We start from the raw sequence: 16,678 nt of genomic DNA on the forward strand, positions 1-16,678 counted from the left end.
ATGTTCGATCTCGGACGCAGTTTCCTCGCTGCCGTTGAACGCCGGCCGCACGCCGTGGCGGTCAGTGACGGTGCGTTGAAGAAAACCTATGAAGACTGGTTCGTCGATATCCAGAGTGCCGCTTGGGGCTTGCAATGCCTTGGGCTGCAACGCGGTGATCGACTGCTGGTAGCGATGCAAAACCGCTGGCAGATGGCAACCCTGCATTGGGCCTGTCAGTTTACGGGCATCGTCATGACCCCGTTGAACTGGCGTTCGACCGCCGATGAACTGGACTACTGCATCGAAGATGCGCAAATCCGTGCAGTGGCTTACGACGATGCTACCGTGACCGCCGTGGCCGGTTGCAGTGCCGCCACAAGGCTGCCACGGATCGCCACCGGTCTGCGTGCTGCCAACACCGACCTGAGTTTCGAGGAACTGTGTTCGCAGACCCCCTCCGGCATCATTTTGCAGGCCGACGCCGAAGATTTTTCACTGCTGCTGTACACCTCCGGAACCACCAGCAAGCCCAAGGGCGTGCCCCGTCGGCACCGTTGCGAACGTGCCGCGGCGGTGGCCCACGTCGCGCAAAACCTCTACCGCCAGAGCGAATGTACGCTGGGTGTCATGCCGCTTTACCACACCATGGGCGTGCGTTCGCTGCTCTCCATGGCGCTGATCGACGGACATTTCGTCTGTGTGCCGAAGTTCGACGTGGAAGCCACGCTGCAGGCCATCGAACGGGAAAAGGTCAGCAACCTGTACCTGGTGCCGACGCTCTACCACATGCTTATCGAGCACCCGGCCTTTGCCCGCGAGCGAGTCGCCAGTGTGGAGAAAATCGGCTTTGCGGGTGCGCCGATGAGCGACGGCTTGATGCGTCGCGTCGAGCAGGCGTTCCAGCCGCAGTTATTCGTCAATCATTACGGCAGCTCGGAGATCTACACCTTCACCATCGACCAGCAAGCCAGCCGCAAACCCGGTTCGTCAGGGCGCAGTGCAATGAACCAGCGCGTGCGCGTGGTGCCGATCGATGCTGAAACGCCGGACGTGCAGGTCAACCCAATGGAGGAGGGCCAGATCATCGCCGACCTGGCGAGTGACGAGGCGTTCGAAGGCTACCTGAACCGCCCCGAAGCGACCGCCAAGGCCTTGCGTGATGGATGGTATTTCACCGGTGACATCGGCTACTTCGATCTGGAGGGTGATCTGTTCGTCACGGGGCGTGTCGATGACTTGATCATCACCGGCGGCGAAAACGTCAGCCCGGCGGAAATCGAAAACATGCTCTCTCTGCACCCGGCAGTGGAAGAAGTGGTGGTGGTCGGTCTGCCTGACGAGCAGTGGGGCAAGATCATTGCCGCGTTTATCAAGCTGCGCGCCGAGGTCTCGGAAGACGACCTCGATGCCCATTGCATCGCTTCGGGCCTGGCCAAATTCAAGCGGCCACGGCGTTACCAGTTCATCGATCAGATTCCAAAATCTCCAGTCGGCAAGGTTCTGCGGCGTGTGCTGCTGGCCCAATTCCAGGAACAGGCCTTGAAGGCCATCAGCTAATCATCCAGAGGACACTCTCATGCAACAACAAGCGATCCAGCAATTTCTCGACACTCAGTTCGATGGCTTCCAGGTTGAAGTCGATGTGTCCCGCGAGCGCGCCGACATCATCCTCAACAGGGCACCGTTGAACGTCATTTCCATGGGGCAGCGCGATCAATTGCGCCTGGTCTTCGAAGCCCTCGATGCACACAAAGACGTGCGCGTCATCGTGCTGCGCTCGGTGGGTGAACACTTCTCCAGCGGCGGCGACATCAAGGGCTTTCTCGAAGCATCGCCGGAGCACGTTTCGAAGCTGGCCTGGAATGTCGCGGCACCGGCACGTTGCGAAAAACCGGTGATCGTTGCCAACCGTGGCTACACCTTCGGCGTCGGTTTCGAACTGTCCCTGGCCTGCGATTTCCGCATTGCTTCACAAACCACTCGCTACGCCTTGCCTGAGCAGAACCTGGGGCAGATACCGGGCTCGGGTGGCTCCGCACGCCTGCAGAAAATCATCGGCATCACCCGCACCAAGCACATGGTGATGCGCGCCAAACGCATTACCGGCGACCAGGCCTACGCCTGGGGTATCGCGACCGAGGTCGTGCCGGATACCGAACTGGAAAGCACCGTCGACGCGTTGGTCGATGAACTGCGGCGCTTCTCGCCGTTGGCTCAGCGCACGGCGAAAAAACTGATCAACGACAACGAAGATGCGCCGCTGACCGTCGCGATCGAAATGGAAGGTCACTGCTATAGCCGTCTGCGTAGCTCCAAGGACTTCAAGGAAGGCGTCGAAGCGTTTCACAGCAAGCGTGAAGCCGTGTTTATCGGCGAGTAAATCGTACCGGCGAACAGGCCCGGGAGTATGTTGGTAACGGCGTACGCCTTACGGAGCAGGGCCTGCCGCCCCTTCAATGCAACTGAAAGGGCACATCAAGGTTTCACCGCTGACCTGCTGATTACTCGCAACCCGTGCACCGGGATGCAGAACGTTCGATCACCGTTTGTGTGAGGCAACCATGACTACGACAACAACAATAACTGCATCACCCTCCAGCGCCGCTTGCGATACACCACAGATTCCACCGGGCAAGGCCTTGCTCGCGGCATTTGCCTCGACATTCGGCTGGGCGCTGGATTTGTTCGACCTGTTCATTCTGCTCTACGTGGCGCCCATCATCGGCCGCCTGTTCTTCCCCTCGGACACCCCGACCCTGTCGCTGGCCGCGGTATATGCCTCGTTCGCCGTGGCCTTGCTGGTGCGTCCGCTGGGCTCGGCGATCTTCGGCGCGTATGCCGATAAACACGGCCGCAAGCGTGCGTTGATGGTGTCGATGGTCGGCGTCGGTATTTTCACGGCACTGTTTGGCGCGTTGCCGACCATTCATCAGGTCGGCATATTGGCCCCGATACTGTTTTTGGTCTTGCGGGTGATACAGGGCATTTTCGTGGGCGGCATCGTTGCCTCCACTCACACCATCGGCACCGAATCCATCTCGCCGCGCTATCGCGGCTTGATGTCCGGGTTGATCGGTGGTGCCGGCGCCGGTATGGGCGCGCTGTTGGCGTCATTCACTTATCTGGTGTTGTCGGAGATCTTTCCCGGGGAAGAATTTGACGTCTGGGGCTGGCGCTTCATGTTCTTCTGCGGCCTGCTAAGCACGTTTTTCGGTCTGGTGATGTTCCGTTACCTGGAAGAGACCCCGGTCTGGCAGCAACTGCAACAAGCGCGCAAAACCAAGGGGCCGGCGGTAGTTGTCGTGTCGCCGCTCAAGCGTCTGTTCGGTCGCGAGTACCGCGGCGTGATGCTGGTCAACCTGCTGATTACGTTCGGAGGCGGTGCCACGTATTACCTGGCCTGCGGTTATCTGCCGACGTTGCTCAACGTGGTCGCCAAAGTGCCTCATGCGCAGACTTCGCAGATGCTCATGTACGGGTCGGTGGCAACCATTGTCGGAGCACTGGCCTTCGGTTACCTGAGCGACCTGATCGGTCGCAAGAAGACCTTCATGCTGCTGGGTGTGATCAACCTGGTGAGCCTGCCGATGATGTTTCTGGGTGTCGCCGAATCGGGTTCGCTGACCCGTACTGCGCTGTATTGCGTGGGTATAGGCTTCATAGGTGGGGCGATCATCGCGCCGATTCTGATCTTCCTCAACGAACGCTTTGCCACCGAGCTGCGAGCCAGCGGCACCGGATTGTCCTGGAACAACGGTTTCGCCCTCGGCGGAACCATGCCGACCTTTGTGTCCCTGGTCAGCGGCAGCCCGGCGCAGATCCCCATGGTGTTGGCGATGTTCGCCGTCGGTCTGTCGGTGATCTACCTGATCGGCAGCGTGGTGATTCCAGAAACCCAAGGCAATTTCAAGTAAAGGCGGGGAGGCGCTTCAGGAATTCGCAGATCAGCTGCAAGGTCTGCTCGGTCGCTTCGGTCTGGGGAAAGTGCCGACAGTTATCCAGCAACACACAGCGGCACGGTCCAGCGACCTGTCGCTGGATGACCACCAGTTGCTCGGGCGTGGCGTAGTGGTCTTCGCGACCCTGAATGACCAGCAACGGCTTTTCGATATAAGCCAACTGCGCTTCGAGATCATCCAAGGAAAAGTCAGGGTGCAACCAACTGTCGCTCCAACCGTGAAAAGCGCCATCGACATTTGTCCCATGGTGGCGTGCCAGGCGCTCGCGCAACTCGCCCTGATGCCAGGCCTCGGTGGTGTGGCGAATGCCATCGAGGCTCTCGGCCTCGACAATCACGTGAGGCGCCAGTGCGATGCTGCCCAACACGCGTGGATCGTTGGTGGCGGCATAGGCAAGGACGATGGATGCGCCGTCACTGTGACCGAGCAAGACCACCTGCGGCAGTTGCAAGGCATCGAGCAATTGCCGCAGTTCCCGAGGGCCGTCGCTGCTCAGGTAGTTCAGCGGACGCGGCAGGGTTACCGGGCTCGATTGCCCATAACCCTGACGGCTGTAAGTGACCACACCGTAACCGCTGGCCTGGGCCAGGCGCAGGGGGAAGTCTTTCCATTGGTCGGCGCTGCCGAGGCCTTCGTGCAACAGCACCAGTGTCGGTCGCGATGGGTCAGCCGGAGGCAGTTGGCGATGTTCCAGGCGCAGCGCCCCGAGTTGCAAATACTGTTGTGGCGACATGTTGAATCAACGATTGAACAGGATTGCTCGCAGGTTACCGTAAACGTAACCCTGCATGCAGCACCACGCTTTGCTTGAGGTACAGAAAATATGCGTCATCTCGATGTTCAGGTGATCGACCAGGCACTGCAATGGGCTCGCACCGGTCAGGCCCAGTGGCTATGTACGGTGCTCTCCACCTATGGCTCGGCACCGCGTGCGCCGGGTGCGATGCTGGTGACCAATGGCACAGGCGAACACGTCGGCTCGCTGTCGGGTGGCTGCGTCGAAGAGGAGTTTCTCGAAAGCCTGACGCGCGGTGAGTTACGCGAACCGGCGCAGATCGTCAGTTACGGCGACAGCGTCGAGCAACGCCACCGCCTGCGATTGCCCTGTGGCGGCGTGCTGATCGTGCTGGTCGAGCACCGCGCTGCCAGTCTCGAATGGATCGCCCACCTGGAGAGTCTGCAAGCAGCGTTGCTGGGTCAGCGTCGTCTGCTGCGTCACGTCGAGCTGAGCAGTGGTGCCTTGCGCCTGGACCCGGACACCGGACACGGCTGCGAGCGGGTGCAAGTCGTCGACGAAAGCGTGCGCATCAGCGTCGGCCCGGCGTTACGACTGATTCTGGCGGGGCTCTCGCCGGTCGCCGAATTCTGCGCCAGTTTTGCCCGCGCCATCGGCTGCGAAGTCATCGCCTGCGATCCCCGGGAAGAGATGCTGCAAGTACAACTAGAAGGTGTGGAGACGCAACGCGTGCTGCCCTCGATGTTCATTGCCGCCGGAGGTTGCCACGCGGCGACCGCGGTGGTGGCGCTGACTCACGATCCGCGAATCGATGACCTGGCGCTGATGGAAGCGGTGCACACGCCGGCGTTTTACATCGGCGCCATGGGATCTCAGGCAACGTCGGCCAAGCGCGCTGAGCGGCTGAAACGCATCGGTGGTCTGACGGATGAACAGATCGCCCGTTTACACATGCCCATCGGCCTCGATCTGGGCAGCAAGGCCCCGGCGGAAATCGCTCTGGCGGTGGTGGCCGATATCCTGCGCGTTTATCACGGCAAAGAACGCCATGCCTTGTAAGGCGGTTTTTCCGACGAACGTGGGGGCTGCGAAAGTCGAGGTAGACGCTCGGTCATTCGCGCGCGATAGTGGCCAGCCAAGTGTTGCTGAACCATGGACCGATCGACGCGCTTGTGAAATAGATAAGCGCCCCGATGATATGCATTGAGGCCGATAACGATATCGCTTCAAGCGAGCGGAGGAATCTGATGTCGATTGCCCAACGGGTTTTCCACGGCAGGTTTGGCCGGGTCGCCTTGCTGAATATGGATCATTCGCTGGTCACCCATACCCATTCCGAATGCCATGTGCTGGTCAAAGTGTCCGGCGAGGACACTTACTTCAGCGTTAACGGTCGGCGGGTTCCGCTCAGTGATCGCACGGCGGTGCTGGTCAACGCCTGGGAGCCGCATTTCTACGACCCGCAGCCGGGTGCGGGTGCCACCGTCATCCTGGCGCTCTACATCGAGCCCGCCTGGCTGGCCACTGCCCAGCAGTCGCTGGCGCTCAGCGGTCGGCCGGACTTTTTTGCCCAATCATGCATCGAGCTGTCGAGTCGAAATCGCACCCTGGCTGACATCCTGGTCGCCGAAGCGCATGGTTGTGGGATCGTGCCGAAAGAGCGCTTGGAGTTCATGCTGTTCGACTTCCTGATCGAACTGATCGAGGACTTTTCCAGCTGGCGGCATTTGTCGCTGCTGGGTGCGCCGAACTCAAATGAGTTTCGGGACGCGCGCGTGCGCCGTGGCACCGCCTGGTTGCTTGAGCACCTCGATGATCCGAACCCGATCGACAACGCCGCGCGGGCTTGTGGTCTGTCTCGGGCACACTTCTTTGCGCTGTTCAAGAAAGACACCGGCATGACGCCGACCCTTTTGCTGAACGACGCGCGCATGCGCCGCGCTTTTGCCTGGCTTGAGCGTGAGCGCAGTGGAACGCTGGGTCTTTTGTCGGAGAACCTCGGGTTCTCCGAGCAAGGTCATTTCACACGGTTTTTCCGTCAGCACATCGGAGCTTCGCCCAGCCAGTATCGGCGTGTAGTGGATAGTTACGCGGCGGTTTGAATCGAGAGGAGGGCGGGGTATCGAGTAATACTCCCGCTGATGAATAATCAGACTGTCATCTTTCAACTGGCGGCTTTAAAGGCTGCGAAAGTTGCAGGTTGAACTATTCGTCCAGGAAGTCATAAATTTCTTGCATGCGTTCTTCACGCATCATCTCAAGTTGTTCGCTTGTTTCCGCTACCCATTGCAGAATGAAATCCCAGCAGTCGCAGCCGTGAGCTTCTGCTGCTGCTTCGAATGCTTCTTTCAGAACGATAAGACGATATTTGTCTGGCGAGAGTCCGCAGTTTTCAGCAAGGTTATAGTTGAGTTTTGCGAGTTCAAGTTGGATGCATAGATTGGCGCTGAGGAATTTCTTTAAGGCAAATGCGGTTCTAAATTCTTTTGCGATCATGAGTGCTCACAAATTTTATAAAATAAGTAGTCATGTGTTGTGCTATGCGACGCTGTCGACAGAAATATCTCAATTCCCCGCCATCAGCCATCCTCTGACGCCATGACCTTCACTCAACTCTTTTACAACTCGAGCCGCATCCCGTTTCTGTTTATATGGGCCGATGACTGCAAAGTTGTTTTCTCTACGCGCTACTGGCAACTTCAATTGTTCAATGGCTTTTGTTGCGCGGTGGCGGCTAGGTGTGTTCAATGCAATTTCGACTACCCACAGGCAGGCCGATGGCTTGCTTGAGCCGACTTTTTTACCGTGAAAAACACAGCCGCCGCATGTCAAGCATGGGCGTTCCAGCGTGATCAGCGACCCTCGCAAGGTGCGGAAGACATGCCATTGCGGATGAGTGGTTTGTTTGCGGGCGAAGACTGTCAGGAGCAGACCGCCAAAGGCGACCAGACCGCTTAGAATAATGGTCCATCTGTTTAACTGGGGGGACGAGAAAGCCAGCTCAAGTGCGGGTATTTGGTTGGGCTGTTCCAGCAAATCCTGTACGGCAGCAGCCTCCGCTGAGTCGGGTACGCGAGACTGTTTTTCTATAAGGGGTGCGAGCCCGACAGAACGTATTGCGCTGAGCTCTGTCGCAAATTTATTAGCGGCTTCCTCAAGCACTCGTTCGAACTTTGTTGCCTTTTGCTGAATGTAGGAGTTGTCGCCGTTGTTTTCACAAATTGATCCTGTGAACGTGTAAGTCCATAGCAGTGCGGACAGTTGTCCGAAAACGCCAGTTATCAGCAAGCCCAAGCCAAGCTTTCGCAAAGCGGCATCTCCAAATCAAGTGAATAGGTGGTTGTCCCGTCTCTTTCTGCTAGCGCGGGGTTCTATTGCTGATCCTGAGATGGTCTGAATTCTTGAGCGCGTCAGTGTGCCCAAGAGCCAAAAGAAGTTGGCTGCTTTTTATTGTTTTAATAGAACATCGGGCTTGCACTTTATAGACTGTGGGTTGAGGAAAAAGGCTCAGGTGTTCAAAAAAACACCGTGTCAGATGAATGTGAGAACACTTCTTTAAAACACTTTTTTCAAGGTGAATGTCATGATTGAAGTGCCGGGTCAAAAATTCCAGCCATATCCGAGCGCTCTGCATGAATGAAAGGATAATCAGTTGGTCATTGACGATCCGAAGATGAAGATGCCAGTGGACTTCGTGTCACTCCTTCAAACGGCATTGGTGACCTCGGATTGTGGCTGCTCGATCCCTTGTTTCGGGTATTGGCCCATACCAAGCGCGCGAAATCATGACTGCCGCTGCGCTACTGGTGTGCTGCTATCGGAATCCACCTTTCGTCACCAGTTGGAGCTGACACAGAGCCGTTCCGCGGCCTGCTGTTGGGACTGATTTTGCTCGGCGTCGGCATGTCACTGGATCTGCCGGCCGTGGTGACTCTGGGAACGTCGGAGCGCGAAGCCGATGCGGTGATCGACGAAGTGCGCAAACGCGATGCCGAACGTTTCGCCCTGGAAACATCCGGCGGCCTGTTTGCCGGGCGAGCGCTGGTACTGGGAGATATCGAGCGCATAGATCCGCCGAACCGTGGGGGGCAGGAGGCTCAATGAGCATGCATTGCGGTCACTCGGTTCAACTGTGCTGCAGCGCAGAAAACTGGCCTCTCAACCAGGCATAAAGCTGCGAAACCGCCGGACTGATCTGTTTGCGATGTGGGCAGACCAGGTTCAATGGTGACACTTCACCAGGATAGTCAGGCAGCAGCACCAATAGCCGCTTTGCGGCGATATCGGCACTGACATCCAACCAGGATTTGTTGGCGATACCTTCACCCTCCAATGACCAGCGGCGCACGACATCGGCGTCGTCGCTGAACATGGGCCCTGAAACCTGCACGGTTTGTCCTCCCAGGTTCCATTTGTCGTAGACCCGACCATTTTGCAGATAGAGCAGGCAAGCATGCCTGCTCAAGTCATCTGGCGTCTGGGGAGAACCGCAGCGTTGCACATATTCCGGCGAGGCAACCAGCACCCGCCGATTCCATGGGGCGAGCGGCAGTGCCACATAGTTGGCGTCTTCGTGGGTGCCGTATCGAATCGCCACGTCGACCGGGTCGCGAAACAGATTGGCCATCTGATCCGAGAGGAAAAAACGCAGCGTCAATTCAGGATGCTGACGGCGGAACAGCGTCAGCCATGGCAGCAGTATGTTGCGCCCCAGATCGGACGGCGCGGTCACTTGCAGCACGCCTCGCAGCGTGGCGTTCTCACCACGCAGGTCTTCCTTGCCTTGCTTCAGGGTTTCCAGCACTGCGTGGGCGGTGGGCAGATATTGCTCGCCCTCGGCAGTCAAACGCAGGCTGCGAGTGGTTCGGGCGAACAGGCGTACATCCAGCTCGCGCTCCAGACGTTTGATGGCGGCGGCAACCTGCCCAGGCAGTAGATCCGCCTCCAGCGCCGCTGCGGTGAAACTGCCTAGCGCGGCGCTGCGGATAAATAAACCCAGGTCATCGATTCGAATCATTTTCACTCCTGCAGTGAAAGTGTTGGCGCATTCTGCTTGTTTTTCTTTTCACATGGGAAGTCGAAGATAGCGGCAAGTGAGTGCGTCCATCTTCAGACAGCGAGTGTCCATGAAAGCTATTACCTTTATCCAACACGCTTTGCCCATCGACGATCCAGAAGCATTGATTGACATCAGTCTTCCGATGCCCACGCCTGGTCCACGGGATCTGCTGGTCGAAGTTCGCGCGGTGTCGGTCAATCCAGTCGATACCAAGGTACGCGCCGGAACTTTCACAAAGGAACCGAAAATTCTCGGCTGGGATGCCGCCGGCGTTGTTCGCGAGATCGGCTCTGAAGTGACGCTGTTCCAACCGGGCGACGAAGTGTTCTATGCCGGTTCGATTGCCCGCACGGGCAGCTACAGCGAATTCCATCTGGTCGATGAGCGGATCGTCGGGCACAAGCCTCGTTCATTGAGTGCAGCCGATTCGGCCGCGTTACCGTTGACCTCGATCACTGCCTGGGAGCTGTTGTTTGACCGGCTTGGTGTCGCCGAGGGTTCAGGCGAAGGCAAGTGCCTGTTGATCACTGGAGCGGCGGGAGGTGTCGGTTCGATGCTGGTGCAACTGGCCCGACAGTTGACCCGCCTGACTGTCATCGGCACCGCCTCACGCCCCGAAACTGCCGATTGGGTGCGGCACTTGGGCGCGCATCACGTCATCGATCACAGCCAGCCACTGCTGCCGCAGTTGCAGGCACAGGACCTGCCGGAGGTCGACTACGTCGCCAGTTTGACTCACACCGAACAGCACTTTGCACAATTGATCAGCGTGCTCAAACCGCAGGGACGTCTGGGGGTGATTGACGATCCCGAAAGCCTTGACGTGATGCCGCTAAAGCACAAGTCGCTGTCATTGCATTGGGAGCTGATGTTCACCCGCTCGCTGTACGAAACCGCAGACATGATCAACCAGCATCACTTGCTCAATCGGGTCAGTAATCTGATTGATCAGGGGGTTCTGCAAACCACCGTAGGCGCGCACTTCGGTGCGATCAATGCGGCAAACCTGCGCCGGGCCCACGCTCTCGTCGAGATCGGCAAGGCCCGGGGCAAAGTGGTCCTCGAAGGTTTCTGATTTCACGCCCCTGGCGGGCTCGCTCAAGGGCCCGCCGCCGCATCACTTTTCATTTTTTAGTGTTGGAGCATTGACGGTGAATACGTTGAGTAGCGCGTTGGTCTCGATTGCCGTGCTCAAGGCCAAGCCAGGCAAAGAGCTGGCATTGAAACAGGAATTGCTGGCGCTGGTAGAGCCAACCCGGGCAGAGCAGGGCAATCTCGATTATGTATTGTTCCAGCAGCGTGACGAACAGGGCACGTTTTACATGCGCGAGGCTTTCAGGGACCAGGCGGCGCTGGATGCGCATTTTTCAATGCCTTACTTTCAGCGTTTTGCCGTCACGGCAGATGACCTGCTTCAAGAGCCGTTGCAGCTGATATTCCTTGAACAGGTATCGGCCTGACGACTCATCCTGTGGAACCGCGCCGTCTCTGTCTGCGTGGAGGCGGCCGACGTATCAGTTCGCTCGAGGATGGGGCTGTACACCGAACTCCGGAACCAGGTGAGTCCCCAGTTCCTCGATGACTTGCGCAGCAGGGCGATTCCCGTATTTGAGGTTCAGGATGACGTGGTCTACTCCGATCTCCTCAAGCGATTCCAGCAAAAAGCGGAGATGGTAACGTCCGAGTCTGAATCCCAAATGAATCCGCGTGGGCGGCGTCGACGGGTTCTCATCGAGGTCGATGTAAAGCGACTGAGTAAAGGGTTTATAAACGGTGCCACATTGCTTCCTGACCTCTTCCCGCCAATCTTCGACGATCAGTCGCTGCATATTCGGTATGCGTGGATAGTTGATCCATCCGGTACTTTCGCGCGCAATCCAATCCAGTGACTGGCGACTGTTCCCGGTCACGAGCATTGGAATGAATTGGGTGGTGGGTTTCGGAACGAGGTCTGCGCCCCGCATTTCACCACCGCTCCATTGGATGGGCTCAAAGCTGGTGCTGTGAGCGCTGCGAATCACCTCGTAGTGCTCTCGAAAGATCTCTCCGCGTCTTTCGGGATCGACGTCAAAAGCCGAATATTCTACCGGGCGATCGCCCGAAGCTACTCCCAGAATCAAGCGACCTGCACTTAATTGGTCGACGCTGGCCGAAGCCTTGGCCGTGTGCAGGGGATGGTGTAGAGGGATGGCAATGGAAGCGGTACCCAGTGCTATCTCTGACGTATGAGCGGCCATATAGCCCAGGTACACCCACGGGTCGAAGACTTGGCCGACGTCGCCAAAATCAGGATCCCGCAGAGGCACATCGCGAAACCAGAGTGCGCAAAAGCCCAGAGCCTCTGCTCGTTTGGCCAATTCGACCTGGTTGAGCATGCTCGGCGTATCGCCATCGAAGGCCTCCAAGGGAAAGAGCAATCCGAGGCTCAAATGACCCTGGGTGAAGGTTCGGCTGAACCCCCGATGCTGCTGATAAGGAATCGTGCTGGGCCGATACATACAATCTTCCTCGACGGGAGAACATGAACAGTGCGCCTGTTTTCGGAAGCACTGAGGCATCGCTCGCCAGAGAACGCCAGGTATATGTCTATCCTTTGCTCGGTTGCGCCAGTACACGCTGTGTCGAGTCGAGAGGATCGATGGGCCTGTTGCTGCTGATACGCGCGGGCAGGGCTGGAGTAGGGCTGACCGGGAGGCCAAAGGAAGTCGAATCGCTCCAGCCGGAGCTACCGCCTCAGCAACGGCCTGGAGGTTCATATAAGGAGCGTAGGCGTTTTTCAGTGAAGCGCTATATCGCTCATCACGACGATTGGTGTTGGGTGGCGAAAGATGGCATTTCGACCATCTTCGCGCTCTGAATTTTTTGACATACGTAGCGTATTTCTCTTCTCCCATTTCTTCGATCGAAAACGCTGCAAGCGCTGATAGCAGTTGAGCTGACCCATCATGCAAAAGTTTACGAACGCCTCGGTGAAGGCCGACGACTGGCGATAAAAGCCTCGGAAAAAATCATTCCGTGCCGCTTGTCGCCGTGACTGAAAACAAATTGCAATTCCTTAGCCGGGATTCGCTTCAGATGTCTGTGGGCTCGCATTCGAGCTTTCTCGAATGAGCATCGAGCCTCGCTTGACCTGAGGAGATTTGTCATGTTTCTACATAACAAGCGACTTCAATACACCGTGCGTGTCGCCGAGCCCAATCCAGGCCTGGCCAATTTATTACTGGAGCAATTTGGCGGCGCCCAGGGCGAACTCGCGGCGGCATCGCGGTACTTCACCCAAGCGCTGGCCGAGGATGATCCGGGCCGCAAAGACCTGTTGATGGACATTGCGACCGAAGAGCTGAGCCACCTGGAAATCGTCGGCTCGATCATCGTCATGTTGAACAAGGGGGCCAAAGGCCGAATGGCCGAAGGCGTCGAGGAGGAAGGCGAGTTGTACCGGGCCATCAATGGTGCGGGCAACGATTCGCACATCACCAGCCTGCTGTATGGCGCCGGTGCGCCGCTGACCAACTCGGCGGGAGTGCCATGGTCGGCGGCCTATGTCGATACGATCGGTGAGCCCACGGCCGACTTCCGCTCCAATATTGCAGCCGAGGCCCGCGCGAAAATCGTCTATGAGCGGCTGATGAATGTGACGGACGATCCAGGCGTCAAGGAAGCATTGGGCTTCCTCATGACCCGTGAAATCGCTCACCAGCTGTCCTTCGAAAAAGCACTGCACGCGATCCAACCGAACTTCCCGCAGGGCAAGGTCCCCGGTATGCCGGAGTTCACCAACGTGTACTTCAACATGTCGCACGGAGAGGGCAGTACCCGCGGCCCATGGAATCAGGGTGACGACTGGGAGTTCGTTGAAAACCCTGAGCCCGCCGTGGATGGCGGCGACGGTACCGCCAGTGTCCAGCTAAGCGGCGAAGAAGAGGCGCTGCTGATGGACATGAAGGCACGAACCATGTCCGACCCGGACAGTAACCCCATCACAGGCGCCGATCTGGGTGCGGGTGTTCAGGGTCAATCAGAAGCGTGATAAGCAGTACCGCACGTCGCCACGGCGTGCGGTTTTTTTATCCATGCAGTCCGAGGTACGTGACATGAATACGCATACCGGTGTTTACAGCGATGACCTGGCGCAGTCCTTGTCCGATCGGTTCAACGCAACCGCTGCATCCTTTGACAGAACCGCTCTGCAGATTTCCAGAACGTTGCGCCAATCCAAGGTCAGCGTCACTGGAAAACCATCAACCGGACGGTAGGAGGCGACATGTCACTCTCCTCATCGTCCGCGAGGAACCCACTGCGCAACTGGTGGGGTATGGCGTCGAGTGGCGGCTGGCCTGGGTTGCTGTTCTGGGCGACGCTCCTGCTGGTTACCGGCCTGCTGTTGATCAGCGGTTACTCTGCGCTGGTAGGGGCTGAAAAGGACAATCTGCGCCTGGCGGCATTGGGAGGATTGTCCGGATTCGCGGCGACCGCCCTGGGCGCTTTGGTGGCGATCATCCTTCGCGATATCGCGTCGCGCACCCAGGACATCATGCTGGGGTTCGCCGCCGGCATGATGCTGGCAGCCAGCTCGTTCTCGTTGATTCTTCCGGGTATTGAAGCCGCGCAAGCGTTGTGTGGCAGCCCGCTATTGGCCGCCTGTGTCGTCGTATTCGGACTGGCTCTGGGGGTGGCATTGATGATCGGTCTAGACCGGTTCGTGCCGCATGAGCATCAGGAAAGCGGCAGGCGCGGACCCGACTCTCAACGCATCAATCGCGTATGGCTGTTCGTCCTGGCCATTACCCTGCACAACCTGCCGGAGGGCATGGCGATAGGCGTCAGCTTTGCCAACGGCGACATGAAAGTGGGCCTGCCGCTGACGACGGCCATCGCCATTCAAGACATTCCTGAAGGCCTCGCCGTCGCATTGGCGCTGCGCGTGACCGGTATATCGGCATGGCGGGCGGCCCTGATCGCCATAGCGTCCGGGTTGATGGAGCCTTTGGGCTCAATCGTGGGCCTGGGGGTATCGAGCGGTTTCGCCTTGGGCTATCCAGTGGCGCTGGGGCTGGCGGCCGGCGCGATGATCTTTGTGGTGTCGCACGAGGTCATTCCTGAAACCCACCGTAACGGCCACGAGACACCTGCGACCCTCGGTCTGATGTTGGGATTCGGGGTGATGATGTTTCTCGATACCGCATTGGGTTAGCCGGATGAACACTTCATCCGCGAAACGAAAAAATCCTGGAACGCCGTCCGCGTCCTGTGTGGGCAACCCCAACCATGAGCGAAGCAAGCTCTTCCCGCCGCCCCTACAGGCGCGATGTCCTGTTCACGGTACCGGAGAATTTATCAATTGGCCGCGAATGCGCAGCAGGTCCTGCTGCGCTTCGCTACGTTTGGCATCGGCCACCGCTTTGGCTTCAGTGAAGCGTTGCCAAGACGCCGCGCTACTGGCGTCGCCCTCGAGCAAACTGTAGGCACACGCTTCCAGCCTGTCCGCTTCGAAGAAAAGAGCTGCGTTGCGAGCCAGCTCGTCGTCGGCCGATGAGGCCGCAAACTGCGTTGTGTCCTGATTCATGGAACTGCCTCGGTCCACTCTATCTTGGTGGTCTCCCGCCATCTGACATCGGTCACGCCGAACCTTTCGGCCATCGGTTTGCTGAACATCTTGAGCGGCGCCTTGCCCGGTTTCGGGATAGGGGCAAGATCTGCATCGCAGCACGCCCAATGCCAGGCATCAGCGTTTCGCATTTTTGGCAAACGAATGACGAACGACTTCGGCTTCCCATGAAGCCGGTATTCAATGACGTATAGATCAGTGCGATTCATGAGGCCCTCCTTTTGCTCATATGCAAAGGAGCGATCTGACGCTGAAAAAATTCCAAAAAATTACGGTGCTTGTCTGGCTCGTTTTCGTCGCCTTCGACACGGGGCGTTTCCCTGTGCCGCACCGTCGCTTTCCTCTGGTCGTCTGACTTGAACTGTCGCTAAATTCGCGGGCTCAACTCTCAAACATCGCAAAGAGTTCATCGCTATGAATACGCATGAAAGTCCTTTACCTCCGGATCTAGAAGTCAAGCTTCGCGCCTATGATCGCTGGCACCGAGTGTTGGATGATTACTCACTGCGAATGGACAACCCCGATGCCTACCATGACGAGCTTCTTTGCCAGGCCGATGATATGGATCGGCTGGGCGTCGTGACATGGCATGAGTGGCGTGAACTGCGAATCGAGGCGGATCAGGCCTACTTGCGCGCTGTGGCAGGTGCGGACTATCACGGGTGAGTCGCGTATGGATGAAAGACGCCAGGATCATCTCAACGCTTGTGGAGGTAGGTGTATGTCCACCGCAGACTGCGCTGTAGCTTACCTGCGCGACCATGCATTGCGATTGACGACTGCCGAGTCTTGTACGGCAGGCAAGATCATCACGTTACTGTCCGAGGTAAAAGGCAGTGGCGAGCTTATCGAAAGCGGTTACGTGGTGTACTCGCCCGAAGCCAAACAGCGTTTGTTGAATGTCAGTCCCGATACCATCGAGACGTTCAATCTGACCAGCTGTGAGGTGGCTCGCGAAATGGCGTTGGGCGCGTTGCGCGACAGCCCCGCCAATGTTGCATTGGCAACCACCGGAATCCTTGGTCCGGAGGACGTTGATGGGATTCCTGCGGGCACCATCTGTTTCGCCTGGGCCTTTCAACGCGGTCAAGTGCAGAGTGTATTCACCCGGCGGCTGCGTTTCTTCGGCTCTCGTTGCGACGTGCAGCGCCAGGCCGCCGAGCACGCGCTCCAAGCGTTGCCCCATTTCCATCAGCGATTTATCGCCGGCGAGCAAGCATAGGGCAACCACTCATGGATGAACCTGCAGGCGTTGTTCGGTGTGTTTTCGCGCGGACCAATCAGCACTCGTGAGGTACGCCGTCCCGATCGCAAGGTGATCGTGCATTTCGATT

General features: G+C 58.0%; 18 protein-coding genes and 1 pseudogene. 12 read left to right on the top strand and 7 right to left on the bottom strand.

The genetic code is table 11. The features are described from left to right. From QRN70_RS00830 to QRN70_RS00840, 3 genes are all read left to right on the top strand, one after another. Positions 1–1,539, top strand: coding sequence for an AMP-binding protein (locus QRN70_RS00830; protein ID WP_285415336.1), 1,539 nt, complete (start codon positions 1–3; stop codon positions 1,537–1,539). Positions 1,540–1,558: 19 nt separating this feature from the next. After that, the gene (locus QRN70_RS00835; RefSeq protein ID WP_116579521.1) at positions 1,559–2,362 is read left to right on the top strand and encodes an enoyl-CoA hydratase/isomerase family protein; all 804 of its coding nucleotides are present in this window, start codon (positions 1,559–1,561) and stop codon (positions 2,360–2,362) included. 181 nt (positions 2,363–2,543) lie between these two features. Continuing rightward, positions 2,544–3,896, top strand: a complete 1,353-nt coding sequence (locus QRN70_RS00840) for an MFS transporter (RefSeq protein WP_285415337.1) — start codon at positions 2,544–2,546, stop codon at positions 3,894–3,896. Here QRN70_RS00840 and QRN70_RS00845 read toward each other — a convergent pair. Next, positions 3,889–4,674: an alpha/beta fold hydrolase gene (locus tag QRN70_RS00845; RefSeq protein WP_285415338.1), complete on the bottom strand. Its 786-nt coding sequence runs from the start codon at positions 4,672–4,674 to the stop codon at positions 3,889–3,891. The genes QRN70_RS00840 and QRN70_RS00845 overlap by 8 nt on opposite strands. 90 nt (positions 4,675–4,764) lie before the next feature. Here QRN70_RS00845 and QRN70_RS00850 point away from each other — a divergent pair, with 90 nt between their 5' ends. Both QRN70_RS00850 and QRN70_RS00855 read left to right on the top strand, forming a co-directional pair. Then, positions 4,765–5,736 (top strand): XdhC family protein, encoded by a 972-nt coding sequence (locus tag QRN70_RS00850; protein WP_285415339.1) that lies wholly within the window; start codon positions 4,765–4,767, stop codon positions 5,734–5,736. A 188-nt stretch (positions 5,737–5,924) separates the two neighbouring features. Then, entirely contained in the window at positions 5,925–6,779 is an 855-nt protein-coding gene (locus tag QRN70_RS00855; protein ID WP_285415340.1) for a helix-turn-helix transcriptional regulator, read from the top strand. A gap of 103 nt (positions 6,780–6,882) precedes the next feature. On the opposite strand, the gene QRN70_RS00860 is transcribed toward QRN70_RS00855, so the two are convergent. Both QRN70_RS00860 and QRN70_RS00865 read right to left on the bottom strand, forming a co-directional pair. Then, the gene (locus QRN70_RS00860) at positions 6,883–7,173 is read right to left on the bottom strand and encodes a DUF6388 family protein (protein ID WP_285415341.1); all 291 of its coding nucleotides are present in this window, start codon (positions 7,171–7,173) and stop codon (positions 6,883–6,885) included. A gap of 69 nt (positions 7,174–7,242) precedes the next feature. Further along, complete coding sequence (locus tag QRN70_RS00865) at positions 7,243–7,971, bottom strand: SPOR domain-containing protein (RefSeq protein ID WP_285415342.1); 729 nt, start codon at positions 7,969–7,971, stop codon at positions 7,243–7,245. A 511-nt stretch (positions 7,972–8,482) separates the two neighbouring features. Here QRN70_RS00865 and QRN70_RS27745 point away from each other — a divergent pair. Further along, positions 8,483–8,781 (top strand): annotated as a pseudogene (locus QRN70_RS27745) (hypothetical protein); the annotation flags it as partial. Positions 8,782–8,803: 22 nt separating this feature from the next. Here QRN70_RS27745 and QRN70_RS00875 read toward each other — a convergent pair. After that, complete coding sequence (locus QRN70_RS00875; RefSeq protein WP_285415343.1) at positions 8,804–9,694, bottom strand: LysR family transcriptional regulator; 891 nt, start codon at positions 9,692–9,694, stop codon at positions 8,804–8,806. Positions 9,695–9,803: 109 nt separating this feature from the next. On the opposite strand from QRN70_RS00875, the gene QRN70_RS00880 reads away from it, so the two are divergent. Continuing rightward, on the top strand, positions 9,804–10,811 hold the full coding sequence (locus tag QRN70_RS00880; protein ID WP_285415344.1) for a zinc-binding alcohol dehydrogenase family protein: 1,008 nt from the start codon (positions 9,804–9,806) through the stop codon (positions 10,809–10,811). Between the two features lie 85 nt (positions 10,812–10,896). Beyond that, positions 10,897–11,196: a putative quinol monooxygenase gene (locus QRN70_RS00885; RefSeq protein WP_502941566.1), complete on the top strand. Its 300-nt coding sequence runs from the start codon at positions 10,897–10,899 to the stop codon at positions 11,194–11,196. Positions 11,197–11,250: 54 nt separating this feature from the next. On the opposite strand, the gene QRN70_RS00890 is transcribed toward QRN70_RS00885, so the two are convergent. Continuing rightward, positions 11,251–12,234 carry an LLM class oxidoreductase gene (locus tag QRN70_RS00890; protein ID WP_285415346.1) on the bottom strand — a complete coding sequence of 328 codons (984 nt, stop codon included), beginning with the start codon at positions 12,232–12,234 and terminating at the stop codon, positions 11,251–11,253. A 647-nt stretch (positions 12,235–12,881) separates the two neighbouring features. Between QRN70_RS00890 and QRN70_RS00895 the strand changes: the two genes are divergently transcribed. Together QRN70_RS00895 and QRN70_RS00900 are read left to right on the top strand one after the other, a co-directional pair. Further along, positions 12,882–13,766, top strand: coding sequence for a manganese catalase family protein (locus QRN70_RS00895; protein WP_285415347.1), 885 nt, complete (start codon positions 12,882–12,884; stop codon positions 13,764–13,766). 234 nt (positions 13,767–14,000) lie between these two features. Next, positions 14,001–14,930, top strand: a complete 930-nt coding sequence (locus QRN70_RS00900) for a ZIP family metal transporter (protein ID WP_502941491.1) — start codon at positions 14,001–14,003, stop codon at positions 14,928–14,930. A 123-nt stretch (positions 14,931–15,053) separates the two neighbouring features. Here QRN70_RS00900 and QRN70_RS00905 read toward each other — a convergent pair whose 3' ends face one another. After that, positions 15,054–15,302, bottom strand: a complete 249-nt coding sequence (locus QRN70_RS00905) for a hypothetical protein (protein WP_285415348.1) — start codon at positions 15,300–15,302, stop codon at positions 15,054–15,056. Beyond that, positions 15,299–15,553 (bottom strand): DUF6555 family protein, encoded by a 255-nt coding sequence (locus QRN70_RS00910; RefSeq protein ID WP_285415349.1) that lies wholly within the window; start codon positions 15,551–15,553, stop codon positions 15,299–15,301. Before QRN70_RS00910 ends, QRN70_RS00905 begins: the two co-directional genes overlap by 4 nt. Before the next feature lie 205 nt (positions 15,554–15,758). Here QRN70_RS00910 and QRN70_RS00915 point away from each other — a divergent pair, with 205 nt between their 5' ends. Then, positions 15,759–16,010: a hypothetical protein gene (locus QRN70_RS00915; protein WP_285415350.1), complete on the top strand. Its 252-nt coding sequence runs from the start codon at positions 15,759–15,761 to the stop codon at positions 16,008–16,010. A 55-nt stretch (positions 16,011–16,065) separates the two neighbouring features. Continuing rightward, positions 16,066–16,566 (top strand): CinA family protein, encoded by a 501-nt coding sequence (locus QRN70_RS00920; RefSeq protein ID WP_285415351.1) that lies wholly within the window; start codon positions 16,066–16,068, stop codon positions 16,564–16,566. The last annotated feature ends 112 nt before the right edge of the window (positions 16,567–16,678 follow it).

It is taken from the genome of Pseudomonas sp. efr-133-TYG-5, assembly GCF_030209175.1.
Taxonomy (GTDB): domain Bacteria; phylum Pseudomonadota; class Gammaproteobacteria; order Pseudomonadales; family Pseudomonadaceae; genus Aquipseudomonas.